Origin of the sequence: Methylobacterium sp. Leaf102 (assembly GCF_001422425.1) — a bacterium.
Taxonomy (GTDB): domain Bacteria; phylum Pseudomonadota; class Alphaproteobacteria; order Rhizobiales; family Beijerinckiaceae; genus Methylobacterium.
The window spans coordinates 41,709-56,131 of the sequence record NZ_LMMX01000002.1 but is presented as its reverse complement, the minus strand read 5'-3'; the positions used below and the strand labels follow the sequence as shown (position 1 = coordinate 56,131).

The 14,423-nt window shown below is 66.2% G+C and carries 16 protein-coding genes; 2 read left to right on the top strand and 14 right to left on the bottom strand.

Annotated elements, in window-relative coordinates:
- Positions 1 to 60 precede the first annotated feature (60 nt).
- The 10 genes from ASF27_RS04060 to ASF27_RS04020 form a co-directional block, all read right to left on the bottom strand.
- Positions 61 to 1,344 carry a phosphatase domain-containing protein gene (locus ASF27_RS04060; RefSeq protein WP_056357971.1) on the bottom strand — a complete coding sequence of 428 codons (1,284 nt, stop codon included), beginning with the start codon at positions 1,342 to 1,344 and terminating at the stop codon, positions 61 to 63.
- A gap of 1 nt (position 1,345) precedes the next feature.
- Entirely contained in the window at positions 1,346 to 1,645 is a 300-nt protein-coding gene (locus tag ASF27_RS04055) for a hypothetical protein (protein ID WP_056303426.1), read from the bottom strand.
- A gap of 1,068 nt (positions 1,646 to 2,713) precedes the next feature.
- A complete protein-coding gene (locus ASF27_RS22080) occupies positions 2,714 to 2,959 on the bottom strand; it encodes a hypothetical protein (RefSeq protein WP_156467447.1) in 246 nt (81 codons plus the stop codon).
- Between the two features lie 731 nt (positions 2,960 to 3,690).
- Positions 3,691 to 3,969, bottom strand: a complete 279-nt coding sequence (locus tag ASF27_RS04050) for a hypothetical protein (RefSeq protein ID WP_082478809.1) — start codon at positions 3,967 to 3,969, stop codon at positions 3,691 to 3,693.
- A 230-nt stretch (positions 3,970 to 4,199) separates the two neighbouring features.
- A complete protein-coding gene (locus ASF27_RS04045) occupies positions 4,200 to 4,646 on the bottom strand; it encodes a BA14K family protein (RefSeq protein WP_056357968.1) in 447 nt (148 codons plus the stop codon).
- Positions 4,647 to 4,840: 194 nt separating this feature from the next.
- On the bottom strand, positions 4,841 to 5,224 hold the full coding sequence (locus ASF27_RS04040; protein ID WP_056261673.1) for a CsbD family protein: 384 nt from the start codon (positions 5,222 to 5,224) through the stop codon (positions 4,841 to 4,843).
- A gap of 66 nt (positions 5,225 to 5,290) precedes the next feature.
- Positions 5,291 to 5,494 (bottom strand): CsbD family protein, encoded by a 204-nt coding sequence (locus ASF27_RS04035; protein WP_056174681.1) that lies wholly within the window; start codon positions 5,492 to 5,494, stop codon positions 5,291 to 5,293.
- 68 nt (positions 5,495 to 5,562) lie between these two features.
- Positions 5,563 to 6,483, bottom strand: coding sequence for a hypothetical protein (locus ASF27_RS04030; protein ID WP_056357965.1), 921 nt, complete (start codon positions 6,481 to 6,483; stop codon positions 5,563 to 5,565).
- A gap of 128 nt (positions 6,484 to 6,611) precedes the next feature.
- Positions 6,612 to 7,115, bottom strand: a complete 504-nt coding sequence (locus tag ASF27_RS04025; RefSeq protein ID WP_056174677.1) for a CsbD family protein — start codon at positions 7,113 to 7,115, stop codon at positions 6,612 to 6,614.
- A gap of 315 nt (positions 7,116 to 7,430) precedes the next feature.
- Positions 7,431 to 8,891: a PAS domain S-box protein gene (locus ASF27_RS04020; protein ID WP_056261668.1), complete on the bottom strand. Its 1,461-nt coding sequence runs from the start codon at positions 8,889 to 8,891 to the stop codon at positions 7,431 to 7,433.
- Between the two features lie 307 nt (positions 8,892 to 9,198).
- On the opposite strand from ASF27_RS04020, the gene ASF27_RS04015 reads away from it, so the two are divergent.
- Positions 9,199 to 9,771, top strand: coding sequence for a sigma-70 family RNA polymerase sigma factor (locus ASF27_RS04015; RefSeq protein WP_244480918.1), 573 nt, complete (start codon positions 9,199 to 9,201; stop codon positions 9,769 to 9,771).
- A 119-nt stretch (positions 9,772 to 9,890) separates the two neighbouring features.
- Here ASF27_RS04015 and ASF27_RS22075 read toward each other — a convergent pair whose 3' ends face one another.
- From ASF27_RS22075 to ASF27_RS22065, 3 genes are all read right to left on the bottom strand, one after another.
- On the bottom strand, positions 9,891 to 10,064 hold the full coding sequence (locus ASF27_RS22075) for a hypothetical protein (RefSeq protein WP_156467446.1): 174 nt from the start codon (positions 10,062 to 10,064) through the stop codon (positions 9,891 to 9,893).
- Positions 10,065 to 10,301: 237 nt separating this feature from the next.
- A complete protein-coding gene (locus tag ASF27_RS22070) occupies positions 10,302 to 10,553 on the bottom strand; it encodes a helix-turn-helix domain-containing protein (protein ID WP_244472898.1) in 252 nt (83 codons plus the stop codon).
- A gap of 16 nt (positions 10,554 to 10,569) precedes the next feature.
- Positions 10,570 to 11,121 (bottom strand): Crp/Fnr family transcriptional regulator (locus tag ASF27_RS22065; protein ID WP_244480917.1); only part of this gene is annotated, 552 nt, incomplete at its 3' end.
- 643 nt (positions 11,122 to 11,764) lie between these two features.
- Here ASF27_RS22065 and ASF27_RS04005 point away from each other — a divergent pair.
- Entirely contained in the window at positions 11,765 to 12,085 is a 321-nt protein-coding gene (locus tag ASF27_RS04005) for a multidrug efflux SMR transporter (RefSeq protein ID WP_056174667.1), read from the top strand.
- A gap of 337 nt (positions 12,086 to 12,422) precedes the next feature.
- Here the strand turns inward: ASF27_RS04005 and ASF27_RS04000 are convergent, their stop codons facing one another.
- Positions 12,423 to 14,039 (bottom strand): cyclic nucleotide-binding domain-containing thioredoxin-disulfide reductase, encoded by a 1,617-nt coding sequence (locus ASF27_RS04000; RefSeq protein WP_056357959.1) that lies wholly within the window; start codon positions 14,037 to 14,039, stop codon positions 12,423 to 12,425.
- Positions 14,040 to 14,423: the final 384 nt, after the last annotated feature.

The window sequence follows — 14,423 nt, the reverse complement described above, 5'->3', positions numbered from 1 at the left end:
GACACTGCATCGGAACCGCCGAGGCCGAGTCCTGGATCGTGTCGAACGCTGCGTGCGCGATCAGCCCGGATCCTGACGCGTGCTCCGGCCGTTCCGATCCGCCGGTTCGACGACGATGTTCGGCGGGATGTCGGACCCGGACCCGAGGAGGCTTCTCAGATGCCCATCGGCGACCGTTTGCGTCATGTTCGCGGGTCCTGATCCGCCGACGCGGTGGGTCCCGGTTTCGGTATCGCTCGCGGTTTCACGCTCGGAGGACACCGCTCCACCGCTCTCGGGCGCAATCAGGCCGAGACCGATCGCATGATCGGCCATGACGGCACTGTCGGCTGCGAGGACGAGGCTGCTGCCGGCGGCACTGACCGCAACGGCGAGGCGTTCGATCTCGACGATGCGGCTCTCGCCGCGCGAGACGTTGCGGATGTAGACGGCGAGCACACGCCCCGGGTGATCCGCCACGACCTGCGCGTAGACCTCCGGGTCGTGCTGACCGCTGTCGCCGAGCAGGACGACGGGCAGGTCGCGGTAGAGTGCCAGCATGTGGCCGATGAGCTCGCGCTTGTGATGCTCGGCCTTCCGCGGCAGGGGATGCCGCCAGGACAGCCCCCATTCCCGCAGGAACAGCACCGGTCCCACGGGGATCGCATGCTGGCGGAAGAACTCGCCCAGCATTTCGTAGATGCCCCATGGCGCCCGGGACACGTAGAGCATCGGGTTGGCCTCATGGCCGCTCGCGCCGTCGTGGAACGCGCGACAGAGGGCGGCGGCGCCCGGAAACGCCACGCGGTTCTCGGCGTCGGCCACGAAGAGGCGCCAGAGCATCTTGAACTTGTTGGCGACGCCCGTGTGCATGATGGTGTCGTCGATATCGCTGATGACGACGAACCGGCACCCCGTCGGCGGGATGTAGACCTGCCCCTGTGCGATCACCGGTGGATCGGCCTCGAGGGTGAGTGCGACGGGATGCCAGGCGATCCCGCCGGGAAGTGCCTCGCGTGGGCGGAGGTGGATACGAAAGTACCCGTCCCGGTCGGTCGCGACGCGAACCTCCGCCCCGCCGAAGCGTGCCGTCACGGTGGCCCCGGCGATCTTTCGACGGCGGATGCGGCGCGCGATATCACGCAAGCTCGCCCGGAGATCGTCGCCGTTCGCCGTTCGATCGGGGTGCGATTGCCGGAACACGCGGCCGATCAGGAAGATCTCCCGGCTCGTTCCGTAGCCGCGGTAAGCCTCGACGACCGTTCCGCCCCGGCCCTGCGCCTTGCGTACGGGACGGGCCGCGAGGGCCAACAGGCGGACGACAGCCGTTCGCCAAGTGGGCTTCGTCGAGGTGGGGCTCTCCATGTCAGCGGCGCACCGCCTCGACGTCGTCGACGTAGATCGAATCCGGCCCGCACGGGTGCCACGCCTTCTTCGCGTCGGTCTGTCCCTTCCTGCCCCAGCAATAGCCGGCCTGGGCCAGGCGACCACTCAGACGGTCGCGCAGCACGCACTGCTCGCGGATCGCCGCAGGATCGCCGCTTCCTTCACAGCCTTGCGTCGCCTTGGTTTCGGCGGCGAGCAGGTCACGCACCGTCGGCATCGGCTGCCCGAAGGCGCTGCCGGCGACAAGAAGCAGAGCGAAGGCGGCCGAGGTGGAACGCATCCCCATAGGATAGCCGCAAGCCGGTCGTTGTCGAGGAGAACCCTGCTGGCCGGCACGGGAGGCCGTCGAGGATGCTTCCCCGACGCATGGGGCATGACGCGGAACCGGGTCACACCGCCCACGATTCACTTCCGAGAACGGATTTTGGGAAGAGCGCAATGGTCTCTCAGGACAAGACACCGCCAGCCGGCCTCGACGTACCCGCCAAGGGAAAATCCCTGGTCGAGCCCAGGATCACCGAGGACCCGGCGGAAGCCGGACCGACATCGCCAGGGCACGTCGCGCCGGCGGATGATCCGGGCCCGGAAACGGGCGGATACGACGGTCATTCACCGAGCCGCCACCCGACGAACGAGGAGGGTGGCTACGGTGCAGGTTGAACCGCCCGCCGGGCTTCGGGCTCGCTGATCGCCACGATCCAGCACTCCTCCTTGGGGTGCCGTCGTCGTGGATGAGCAGCGCCCTCCGAAGACCGACGGTGAGAGCACCGCGAGACGGGCGATGCAACGTAAGGATGCATCCGACGCGCGGGGTTTGCGGGATCGCTGGTCCGAACGTCGAGCCGACGGCGTGACGAGAGCAACCCATGCGATCGCCGACCCCCGATCGAATGCCCGAAATAGCACTCCTCATTTAGAGCCCGGCCTCGAACCGTCCCGCTTCGGCGGTGGGTCATTCGTTGCTGCGTGAAACTCCCGGGGCCTGCTGCTCGTACCTCCCATCACCTCACGATGGCGCGGCAGGGAGACCGTATTGTCGAGAACCAAGTCTTTCGCCGCGGGACATCACCGTCGCCCGCTGCGATCCTACCGTGCCATCACCCGCCACAACGACGGGTGCATCATCCATGTGCGAGACATCCAGGCGGACAGCGACGAGGAGGCGATCCGGATCGTGACCGAGCCCGGCGCGGATGTCTGCACCGACCTTTGGAGCGAGAGGGGGCTGGTCCAGCGCTTCGGGATGAAAACCGGGTAGGGTGGAACCCCGCGGATGCTGAGCCGTTCTCCAGTCCCAACGAGACCCAACCTTCACCCGCCCGGAGCAATCCGCGGCGGGCTTTTCATGTCAGGACTTGGGCAGCCGCTTCTCCGGGGCGGGATGACGCAAGCGTGCCTTGGCGTGCCGGGTCGCCTGTTCCGTACGACCGGCGCCTGCCGTCTGCGAAGAACCGTAATAGTCGTGTCCGGTCAGCCCGAACGATCCGCCATGCACCACCCCGGGCGCATCAGGAATGCCGCCAAGAAATTCGAATGGCCCCGCCGAAGCAGCGGAGGCGGAGGCGAAGAGGAGGGCAACGAGGGCGTAACGCATGCGCCGCTTTTACGGTCATATGCTGCACAGCACCTTAACGGCTTTCGCGGATCGCAGAGCCACCGGGGGAGGATCACCACCGCCGAGGTAAGCATCATAGCCGATCGCAGGTGCAAAGCCGTGAGATACTGTCGGCGGATCACCCCATCGATAGCGTTGCCCGCTCGGATAAGCGCTCGGTTGATTTCTTGGCCGCTCCGGCGATGGCGTTGCGGGCAGCAATCCGCTGACCGGAAAACGATCGGACCTGCGGCGTTCCCGGAACACCAAGAAGGCCGATGCCACGATTCGCATGTATGCCTCCAGGTGACGATGACGCTGGAAACAAGCACGCAGAAACGACGTTCCATCACCAAAATGTCAGTCGAACGATAGAAAGATAGAGTAAGCGGTGGTTTCCCATGTCGGCAAAGCGGATCATGGAAGATCCAATGGTTCCGGAATACGTGTAAAGGGGCGGCCCCTAAGAACTTGCGAGCATCCGCGTCGATTGAAGAACCACGAGGATCAGCGTGGCGAAGGCCGCCGTGGCGACCAGATAGGTGATGATCTTGGTGAACTTGGTCATGATTCCCGTTTCTTCGGCCGTATGACCTGGGTCGCCCGCCCGGCGGTTTGCCTTCGTTCGGCGGCGCGCGGACAGGGTCGGGTAAGTTCAGGCTCCGGCGCTGGTCGGTGCCGGAGTTCGTGATTGTGCGCCCGTGCGGACCCTGGATCGCTCCTTGTGGGGCTCAGTCGTCCGCTTCGTCGGACGGGCCGCCATGCGATCGTTCATAAGCGGCGATGGCCCGGGAGCATCCCTCCGACAGGTTCGGGCGATTGCGCTTGAAGCAGGCTTTCACCTCGGGGCCGCCCGGTTTCATACCCGCGCACAGGCGGAGGTAATCACCGCCGCAACTCGCGCGCATGGCCTCCATCTCAGGCCCTTCCTGCGCTACGACCGCTGATGGGGGCAAGGCGAGCGCTCCCGCGAGCGTCAGTGCCTGCAGGGCCATTTTACGAAGGTTCATTTCAGGTTCTCTGTTTGCCTTGAGTCCGAGGGCGTTCCACGCGGAGCCACGTGGAGGTCCGCCTTGCACGGCTCGGGCATGCGATGATCTACACCGAGGCCTTGGGGGCCGGCACGTGTCCGCGGTGCGCAGCGTTCGCGAAAGCGTCGGGCTCCGGAAACCCCGCCGTCGCGAGACCGGGGCCGCCATCAAGGCGGGCCCGATGTAGGCTGGGATCGGGCGCGACCGTGTCAGGGGCAAGCGTGACGGTCGCCGTCGTTGCCCAGATAGGTCCCGCTGGCCGCATCGTAGGAACGAAAGCGGCGAGCGCAGGCTGCGACGGCCTCGGGATTGGGGCCTCCCTGCACCACCACCGGAGCGGCTTGCGCCTGCGCGTTGGCGATGGCGCCACCGATGATGCCGCCCGCGGCCAAGCCGGCTACGCCCGCCCCCACCGCAGCGCCGACGCCCGGACCACGCCGATGGCCGTAGCCGCGCCGATAGCCGTAGCCTCGGCCATACCCGCGTCCACCGCGCCAACCGTGGCGAGGACCGAACCGCCGGTACTGAGCGTACGTGGTCGGCAGATCGCCTCGCTCGAGCGCCGCGATCGGCGCGGCGGTTGCCTGAGAAGCTTGGGCCGGTAGCCCGACCAGAGCGGCGACGACGGTGGTCGCGAAGGCGAGAGTCAGTCTCATGTGAACGTCGTTACCTATCGAGTGAGGATTGGTCCTATCGATCGACGTCAGTAGCCCCGGCGGTTCGACGGAGCGGAGGTCCGACCGCGAAAGCGGCGGCTGACGTAGGCGATGATCTTCGGAAGCACGAACGCGGTCAGCAGCTTGCGGATCATGGGTGGTCTCCGGGGTTGGGGTACGTCACGGCGCGAAATTCAGTGCCTGGAACGGGACAGCCAACCGACCGCGAACGCGATGGCGGCAAGGCCGAGCAGGGCGGAGGCGCGATGGTCGTCGGTGTAGCGGGCGGCTTGGCGGCCATAGGCCGTACCGCGCTCGCGGGCGTCGCGAGCGACGCCGCGTCCCTCCTCGATGAGATGAGCGGCCCGGCTCCGGACTTCACGCGCGAGATCCCGTCCGTCGTCGACGTAATCTTCGGCCCGATCGCGGGCGCGGCCGTAGGCGTATTGCGCACCGCCGGCCACCTGGTTGACGGCGCCACGCACCTGCCGGGCCGGATCACCGGTGAGGCCGCCGACGGCGGTCTGCGCGCGACCCTTGAGGTGGCGGGACGCGCCGCGGAACTGGTCACCGTTCATGGGTACTCCTGGGTTCGAATGGTGGGGCGGCGGGACCCGGTCGGCGTACCGGCCGCCCGTATGGGATCAGTGCTTGCCGGTGACCTTGTCGACGAGCGAGGCGACGCCGTCCTTGGCCTCGCCGACGGTGCGCTGGGCCTCGCCCTTGAGTTCCTGGGCCTTGCCTTCGACGACGAGCTTGTCGTTGCCCGTGACCTTGCCTGCGGCCTGCTTGACGTTGCCGGCCGCCTCGTTGGCGAGGCCCTTCAGCTTGTCCGTGGTGCTGCTCATGGGATGGATCCTTCGATTCGAGGATGAACGGGAGGCCGGCCGGTCGCGGTGACCGACCGGGGATCGTCTCAGACGCGACGGGCGTCGTAGCTGTCGGCGAGGGTGTGGAGCTTCGGGGCGCCGAGGCGGCCACCGAAGAAGCCGGCGAGCGCACCGAGGATCAGGGCGAGCGCACCGTAGAAGGCGCCCTGGGTGGCAGCCGACTTGGCGGCGACGGCCGCGGCTTCAGCCTTCACCTTGGCGGTGGCGATGGTCTCGTCGTACTGCTTCTTGTAGTCTTGGATCTGCGTCTTGGCCTGGTCGACCGGGATGCCCTGAGCCTTGGCCAGCGCGTCGGCGGCACGGTTCTCGGCCTGGGCCTTCTGGGCCGGGTCACCGGTGAACAGGGCGCGGATCGCGGCGACGGCTGCATCCTTGGCGGCCTGCGGGTCCTGACCGGCGGCCTGGTTCCGAACCGACTGCTCGATCCCGTCGAAGGGGTTCGAGATCTTCGACAGCGACGGCGCGGCAGCCTGGGCCGCTGTCTGCACCGTGCCGCCGACGAGGGAGCCGGCGCCGCCGAGCGTGCTGGTCACGCCCGAGAAGGCGCCGCCGATGAGGCCGCCGGCCGCCGAGGTCAGCAGGTACAGAACCACGAGGGTGGTCACGGCCCACGAGACGAGGCCGTGCAGGCCGGCGGCACCCGTGACGGGCTTGCCCGACAGGCGACCGGCGATGAAGCCGCCGGCCAGCGCTGCTACGATGCCCGAGCCGATGAACCAGACGCCGGCACTCATCGACAGAGTGGAAGCGGCGGGATTGTCGGCGGCCACGGGGCCGACGCTCGACAGGCCGACGCCGACGCCGACCATGTTCAGGATGACCTGGGTCACCAAGGCTGTGACGGCGCCGGCGAAGATGGCGCCCCACGAGACCTGGTTCAGCAGAACGGTGCGAGTGTCGGCCGAGGCCGTGGTGGTCGAGGTCGCGAGAAGGGGGGAAGTGGACACGTACAGGTACTCCGGGTCGTCGGTCGTCCGAAAAGTTCGGTCGTTCGAGGGGGCAGTCTGGGGTGGAACTCAACGGTCCGACCGAGCCGTCGCGGCGCGGTCGGACCGATCGATGCCGGCTCTGCGGATCAATCGCGGCCGTGGATGAGGAGGCCGAGGCCGTAGCCGACGAGGCCGGCCACCAGGAGGGCGGCAACGGGGTGCTCCGCGATCTGGCTGGCGGCATCGTTGCCGTTCCGACGAAGGGAACGGGCACCGGTCTCGTAGGCGTCTTCCGCCCGGTCGTACGCTTCGCGGCCTGCACTGCGGACGGAACGCTCGGCGCGCTCGTAGGTATCGCTGGCGGCACCCTGCGCCCGGCGTGCGCGGTCCTCGACATCGCCGGACCCGATCAGATTGCCGACGGTGTCGCGAACTTTGCCGCCGATCTCGCGGGCTGTCTCGGCAACGTGGTCGGCCGCATCGCGCGCGGTGTCCTTGGCTTGGCCGTACAGGTTCTCGGCGGCACCCTGCGCCTCGCGGGCGCGGCCCTCGACCGAGTCCCGGTTCGAGCCCGTGAGGTCGCCCACCGCGCCCTGCACCTTGCCACCGAGTTCCTTCGCGGCGCCGGTGATCCGATTCGTGTCGACCATGATGATGTTCCTGTTCTCGTTTCGATGACGTTCGTCGGCTGTAACGTGCGAGCGAAGCTACGTTTGAACGGCAATGTTCGGTTTCAGTTCGAGCTTCGGTAGTGACTACTGAGAGGTTTCTCGCCCACGACTTCGGATATGAGCGCCGATGCTCCGGCGGCTTCGTTCTCCGAGCCTTCCATCTACGAAGAAATCTATATCGCCTTCCGCATGCACTGGCTTCCACTGGCTTCGCGAAGTCCGGTGCGAACCCGTCCCTCAAGTGGTCCGCCGTGGCCCGTGAGCAATGGTGCAAATATACTGGTAAGGCAGTTTTTATTTGCTAGCCTCCGAAATCGGGAACCCGTTGTTGCGACCCCACACGATGGCTTCCGAGCGCTTGTGGACGGCGAGCTTCCGGTAGAGCGATGCGGCGTGATTGCGGACCGTGTTGCGCGAAAGCCCCAATCTCTGTGCAATGCCATCGTCGTCCAGTCCTCGGCAGATGAGGTCGAGGATCTGGCGCTCGCGACCCGTCACGTTCGGAACGACGGCGTCACGGGTCTCGCTCGCCGGCCGGCGAAGGGTCGTGAGCTTCTCGATGAGCCCGCGGCTGAACCAGGAGGTGTCGGCCATGACGGTTTCGATGGCTTCGAAAAGCTCCCGCTCGGTGCGCTTGCGCTCGGTGATGTCCTGCAGCACCAGAAGGGCGAAGGTCTGGTCGCCGATCTCCACGCGCTCGGCCGAGACGAGGCAATCGAAGTTGGTGCCGTCTTCGTGCCGGAGGCAGACCTCCAGGCCGAGGACATAGCCGGTGCGCGCCACCGCCGTCTCGAACCGGGTTCGTGCGGCGTCGTGCACCCAGAGACCAAGTTCCGCGGGCGTACGTCCCGTGACCTTGTCGGCGCTGTAACCGAACACCCGGGTGAAGGCCTCGTTGACGCCGGTGATGGAGAATCCCTCGGCCCGTGCCAGCAGGGTCGGCACGGGAGTGAGGTGGAACGCCTTGGCGAAGCGCTCCTCACTCTGACGAAGGGCCTTCTCCGCTTTGCGGCGCAGTTCCAGGTCGGCGAAGGTGAAGAGCATGCAGGGCTCGTCGCCGAACTCGATGGGTTGGCCGGCGACGATGACGAAGCGCGAACTGCCATCGGGCAGATCGAGGCTAGCCTCCATCTGCGGGATGGTGGCGCCGGTATTGAGCCGGGCGATCGCCAGATCCCGGCTGCGGGCGCCTGCCAGCACGTCGACCTCGTAGACGCTGCGGCCGATCACGGCGTCGCGGGTATAACCGGTCATCTCCAGAAAACCGTGGTTCACCTTGACGTGACGCAGGTCCGACAGCCGGCAGATCACTGCAGGTGCCGGATTGGCGTTGAAGGTGGCTTCGAAGCGCTCCTCCGCCTCGAACTGCTCCGAGACGTCCTTGAGGATGAGTGCCAGACAGCTCGGATTGCCCTCCCGGTCGGTGGCGACGAGGCTGCGTAGCGAGTGCACGAAATCGACCTCTGGCCGGTCCGTTCGGGTCACCTCGACGATGACGTCGTGGAAACGTTCTCCCGAGACGACGCGCTCCATGGGGTATTGGTTCGGAGCGTGGTTGTTGCGGTAGCGCAGTGTGAAGCGCCCACGATAATCGTCCACGGTCTCGCCGAGTTCGCCGATGGTTTCCGCGCCATGCATCGCGAGGGCCGCCTCGTTGGCATAGGCAATGGTCTGGTCGGGCTCGACCAGGATCACGCCCTCGCTGAGGCCGGCGATGATCTGCCGAAGCTCATGCCTGTCGACGGCAACCACCACGTCCCACCGCCTTCCGTACCGCTCGATTCAAGCCAGGCCGTAACAGCGGTCGTGGACGGACGGTTCCGGGCCGGGAGGGCCGCAGACCGGTATATCTGGATCATTGACGTGAATGTGAACGATCATCCAGAACCGGCCCGGTAGAATCTACCGTAGAGGGGCAGTCTGCCAGGGCTGATATCCCGAACAAGGACTCCTCCCCAGAATGCTGACAAGCATCGTCACCGACGAACCTTCGCCGAGCGAAGGATTGCCCCGTCATGTCCAAGATCAGATCGGGGCACGGCTGAACGAACTCATTCCCAGCGTGAACACGGTCGATGCCGATACGAGGCTCGGCCGAGTTCTGCTACGTCTGCGAGCCGCCCTGCTCGACGCCGAGGCCGAACGTCAGGTCACGAAGGCGTTCGGCGACGAACTCATCGCCGTGGTGCCACGTCTCCGACGCTTCGCTCTGCTCCGTACCGGCAATGCCGCAGAGGCAGACGACATGGTTCAGGCGACCCTCATGCGGGCATGGGAGCACCGATCCCAGTTCCGCACGGGGACCAACCTCGTCGCGTGGCTGTTCACGATCCTGCGCAACATCCATCTGAACCAGCGCAAGCGTTTCCGCCGGGAGGTCGAGGACGTCGACGGCGTCATCGCCGGTTCGGTCTCCGCGCCGCCCGAGCAGGAACACCGCGTTGCCCTCGCCGAGCTACAGTTCGCCTTGAACGACCTCCCGCCGGAGCAACGCGAGACCCTGTTGCTCGTGATGGTCGACGGCCTGCTCCACACGGAGGCCGCGATGGTGCTCGGGTGTCAGGTCGGTACCGTGAAGAGCCGGGTGAGCCGGGCACGCGAACGTCTCGCCCTCGCCCTCGGCCTTTCGGGATGACACCGTCGGACACTTCGGGGCCAACCAGGGCTTTCACCTTGTGGGTCTTGCGTTCAGCGCCCGATGACCCGTTGTCTTCCGGGCGTTCGAGGGGCCGAACAACGCTCGTTTTTCCCGAGTTAGGAGGTCGTATCGTCGGTGGTGGCGAGGCGGCGCGTGATCCAGTCCTGCGCGGCGCCGAGGCTGGCGAAGGTCGGCGGGTTCGGGTGGTCGACGCGGCCGAATCCGGCTTCGAGGAACCACCGGCCGGCGTCCGACCCGTGCTGCTCGCACAGGTGAACCAGGATCGCCACGAGGAACCCATATCGCCTCCGGCATCAGCTCGTCGGCCGCCNCGAGGCTGGCGAAGGTCGGCGGGTTCGGGTGGTCGACGCGGCCGAATCCGGCTTCGAGGAACCACCGGCCGGCGTCCGACCCGTGCTGCTCGCACAGGTGAACCAGGATCGCCACGAGGAACCCATCGTCGAACACGAGATGGCTCTCGGTATCGTTGCTGCCCGTCGCGACCTGCACAGGCTGGAGGTGGAGGCTCATCCGTCAGCCTGCTTCTTCAGATGGAGGTAGGTGGGATCGAACTCCGCGGAGCGGCACAGGTCGTTCCAGGCGTTGACCACCAGGGTGCTGCTGCGCAGGGTGATCAGCCCCTGGCCCCGCATCTCCTGCAGGGTGCGGTTCACGTGCACGGTGGTGAGGCCGAGCGCATCGCCGAGTTCGGTCTGGGTGATCGGCAGGGGGCAGCGGTGATCGCCGGCGAGGCCCACCGCTTCGAGCTTGAGGTACATCTCGCAGAACAGGTGNCGCATCGCCGAGTTCGGTCTGGGTGATCGGCAGGGGGCAGCGGTGATCGCCGGCGAGGCCCACCGCTTCGAGCTTGAGGTACATCTCGCAGAACAGGTGSGCGATCCGGCCATAGGCCGACTTGCGGCCCATGCCGGTCATCCATTCCCGAAAGATCGCCGCGTCGATCAGGGTGTCGCGCCACAGCACCGCCCCGAGGCGCGGGAAGCGCAGGGTCAGGTCACGGACGCTGTCGTGCGGGATGAACGCGACCGTGGCCACGGTCACGGTGCCGAGGCTGTGATCCATCACCGGCAGGTGGAGGCTCTGCAGATCGGGAGTGTCGCCGGGAATGTGGAACGAGAAGATCTGGCGGCGACCCTCGCCGAGGATCTTGTAGCGGCACAGCCAGCCTTCGAGGACCAGGCAGCATTGCGAGGGCTTGTCGCCTTCCCGCACGATATCCTGCCCGGGCTCGAGGGTCCGCGTCCGCGCCGGCAAATTGCGAACGGCTTCCTGCTCCTCATTCGAGAGGGTGGCGATGCTGTCGAGCTTGCGCAGCAGCATGGTCATGGGAGCGTTGTTGGAAACCGGGTGCATAGCAACTTCGCCTTTCACTTGTGGCGCGAGCGCTCTGCTCTTCAAGGCACCCGCCACTCTTATTGCTCCGCCGACGCTGGAAGCGTTTCTAGATGTGCGTGATACCGATGCATTATCATATGATAATTTGAAATCCCCCGCGCGCCCGATGCGTTACGCGACCTTTTCGCTGCTCGGTAGTGGTCGGGCGATCGATTGAACGGGAGGCATGGGCCGTGGGTCCGATGGCTCTCGTTGCTTCTTTGGACGATGTGTCGCGCGGGATCCCGGGGTGGCGAGACGCTCGATCGGTCGCCTGCAGCCGTCGATGGAAGGTTTCTCGCAAGGCGCAGGGGCACAACGTGGCTTCAGACCAGAATGGATTAATCCGGCGTCCTACCGCGGATCGGCATTCGGGCCGTCAACCGACGCAGCGTTTGAAGACGCTCGATTGCCCAACCATGCGGCAACGGGGTGAGGTGCGATGCCTCGATTTGCGGCATCGACAGGAATGTTGCGGTGCACTAAGTCTATCGCCTTCGATGGGTCGGGCCCCGGTGCTCGGCGGAGCTGTTCGGCCTCTTCCGGGTTTCCGGCTGCAGCGTTTTCTTTCGAGCCCGCATCGGAGAGTCACCCCATGGCGTGGGTCATTCTGAGCGTGGCGGTGGCCACGGAAATCGCTTGGGCCTTGAGCCTCAAATGGGCGGCTGTGCGGGGAGATTGGGCGACCTCGTCGGTCCCGATCGTCCTGAGTTTCGTCAATATGGGCCTGTTGGCTCTTGCCATGCGTGGTCTGCCGGCCGGGACGGCCTATGCAGTGTGGACCGGCCTCGGCGCCGTCGGGGTGGTCGTGTTCGGCGCGCTGGTCTTCGGCGAGAAAGTGAATGCGACCCAGATGGCCTTCATCGCCCTCACCATCACGGGTGTGGCCGGCACGAAGTTTTTCGCTCAAGTGTAGTCGATCGCTCACGGGGGCTATGGCGGTTCGCTTGAAGCCTTCCAGCACGGGACCGGGAGACGACAGCTTCTCAGGCGACAATGCTTGCGGGTGAACGACATCGGGCGCCTTCGGAATGAGGTCGCTCTGCCGGTGCTCGGTCCCTCCATCCAGGCACCCGGTCGAGCGAACGATGCGATCGGCCCGTGCTGAGGCATGCGACCTCCCGAGACCCCATCGCGCGACCGAATGCGGATAGGCGAGCCAGCTGTCCTGGCCGGTGGGTTCGTCGCAGCGCCACGTTCCGGGGCGTCGCTGAGCCGTCGATGTCTCATTCCCATTGAGAAGCTCTGCGCCGTCAGTGCCGGACATACTCCCAGACCTTGGAGATCACGACCGAGCCTTCGCCCACGGACGAGGCCACACGCTTGACCGAGCCTGCGCGGACGTCGCCCACCGCGAAGATTCCGGGATGTGACGTCGCGTAAGGTGATCCTGCCCCGATCGCGTCTCCGGTCAGCACGAAGCCGTGGCCATCCAGTTCGATGAGGCCCGAGAGCCATCCGGTGTTGGGTGCGGCCCCCACCATCACGAAGACGGCGCAGACCGGGCTCGTCCGCAGAGTTCCATCGACAACGCTGCGGGTGGTGACCGCTTCGAGACGGTGCTCGCCATGGAGAGCGCTGATTTCGGTGCCGTAGTCGATCGTGATCGCCGGGTCCGCTTCCAGACGGCTCGAAAGGTAGTGCGACATCGAGGCCGCGAGCGACGGTCCGCGCACCAGGAGGCGAACATGCTTGGCCGACCGACTGAGAAACATCGCCGCTTGACCGGCTGAATTGCCGCCGCCGATGATGATGACCTCGGCATTCCGGCAGTAACGCGCTTCGATTTCCGTTGCCGCGTAGTAGACGCCGGCGCCCTCGAACGCTTCGAGCCGATCGATCGGCAGGCGCCGGTACTGTACACCGGTCGCAACGACCACGGCACGGCCGCGAACCCGTTGATCGTTCTCGAACGTGGCGCAGAACGCTCCGTCTTCGAGCTGATCCAGTCTGGTGACCCGGCGCGGCATGGCGAACCGCGTCCCGAACTTCATCGCCTGGACCTCGCCGCGCCAGACCAGATCGGCGCCGGAGATCCCGGTCGGAAATCCCATGTAGTTCTCGATGCGGCTCGATGTCCCGGCTTGGCCGCCGATCGCGACATCCTCGATCACCAGGCTGTGCAGCCCCTCGGCGCCCGCATAGACGCCGGCTGCAACGCCGGCGGGGCCACCGCCGACGATGAGCACGTCGAAAGCCTCGTCGTCGACGAGGTCGTGGTTGAGGCCCAGCAGATGCGCGACCTTGTCGGATGTGGGCTCCGTCACGACGATGTCGCGTCCGAAGATCACGGCAGGCCTGTCGACGGCAATCGAACAGCTTCGCGCCACGGCATCGGCCTCCGGGCTTGCCAGCGCGTAGGATCTGTAGGGCAGGCGGTTGCGGCTCATGAATTCCGCAATCCGCCGAACCGCCCGGTCGTCGTCCTCGCCGAGGAGGACCAAGGTGCCGTCCCGCGTGTCGAGTTGCCGCCGACGGCGGGCGGCGAGCACCGTGATGACGATATCCGACATTTCGGGGATCTCGGACATCAGCCGCAGCATCTCCAGTCGCGGCACCTCGATCACGCTGGTATCCCGCACCGCCCGCATCGGCATCGACCAGTTGCCGCCATTCAGGAACGCGATCTCGCCCATGAACTGCGTCGGCCCGAGTGTCGACGGAAGATGGCGCTCGTCCGTGAATGGGTTCACCACTTCGACTTCGCCCGTTTCGACGTAGACGAATCGATCAGCGGGTTCGCCAGCACGTGCCAGGAACCTCCCGGCCGGGTAATGCCGCTCGACCCCAACGGCCCGAAGAGCTGCGATATGCGATGCCGCGAGGGGAACCCGCTGCATTTCGGCGAGATCCCGGCCGATCGATTCCATCTCTCGTTCTCCCTGGACATCATCGAGGTGCGGCGCAGAGTCGATCACTCGAGCCCACCGGGCAAGGGACGGCTCCTGCAGGAGGTCCGATGTTGCGCCGCGCCGCCGACGATACGGATGCAGGCGTCGTTCGGTCGACCGGAAAGCCTCCGTCAGTCCGAGGCGCTCTACGACCTCCCCGCGACCATCCAGGAGGGATGCCTGTCGCGCCCATCTCGGCGTTGGGTGCGACGGGTCACGACTGCGTCGTGTTTCCGACCGGAGGCATGGATGCAGGATCGCGCTTTGCGCAAACCGGTCTTGTCGGGGCGAGTGACGCAGCCACAACGACGATACGCGGCGCGACCGCGCCCGTTTCCACCCTTGGATCCGAAGCCCCGGTAA

Bases quoted from the DNA above. Each gene is read 5' to 3' on its own strand.
- ASF27_RS04060 (WP_056357971.1), bottom strand. From the start codon at position 1,344: ATGGAGAGCCCCACCTCGACGAAGCCCACTTGGCGAACGGCTGTCGTC.
- ASF27_RS04055 (WP_056303426.1), bottom strand. From the start codon at position 1,645: ATGCGTTCCACCTCGGCCGCCTTCGCTCTGCTTCTTGTCGCCGGCAGC.
- ASF27_RS22080 (WP_156467447.1), bottom strand. From the start codon at position 2,959: ATGCGTTACGCCCTCGTTGCCCTCCTCTTCGCCTCCGCCTCCGCTGCT.
- ASF27_RS04050 (WP_082478809.1), bottom strand. From the start codon at position 3,969: ATGAACCTTCGTAAAATGGCCCTGCAGGCACTGACGCTCGCGGGAGCG.
- ASF27_RS04045 (WP_056357968.1), bottom strand. From the start codon at position 4,646: ATGAGACTGACTCTCGCCTTCGCGACCACCGTCGTCGCCGCTCTGGTC.
- ASF27_RS04040 (WP_056261673.1), bottom strand. From the start codon at position 5,224: ATGAACGGTGACCAGTTCCGCGGCGCGTCCCGCCACCTCAAGGGTCGC.
- ASF27_RS04035 (WP_056174681.1), bottom strand. From the start codon at position 5,494: ATGAGCAGCACCACGGACAAGCTGAAGGGCCTCGCCAACGAGGCGGCC.
- ASF27_RS04025 (WP_056174677.1), bottom strand. From the start codon at position 7,115: ATGGTCGACACGAATCGGATCACCGGCGCCGCGAAGGAACTCGGTGGC.
- ASF27_RS22070 (WP_244472898.1), bottom strand. From the start codon at position 10,553: ATGTACCTCAAGCTCGAAGCGGTGGGCCTCGCCGGCGATCACCGCTGC.
- ASF27_RS04005 (WP_056174667.1), top strand. From the start codon at position 11,765: ATGGCGTGGGTCATTCTGAGCGTGGCGGTGGCCACGGAAATCGCTTGG.
- ASF27_RS04000 (WP_056357959.1), bottom strand. From the start codon at position 14,039: ATGGAATCGATCGGCCGGGATCTCGCCGAAATGCAGCGGGTTCCCCTC.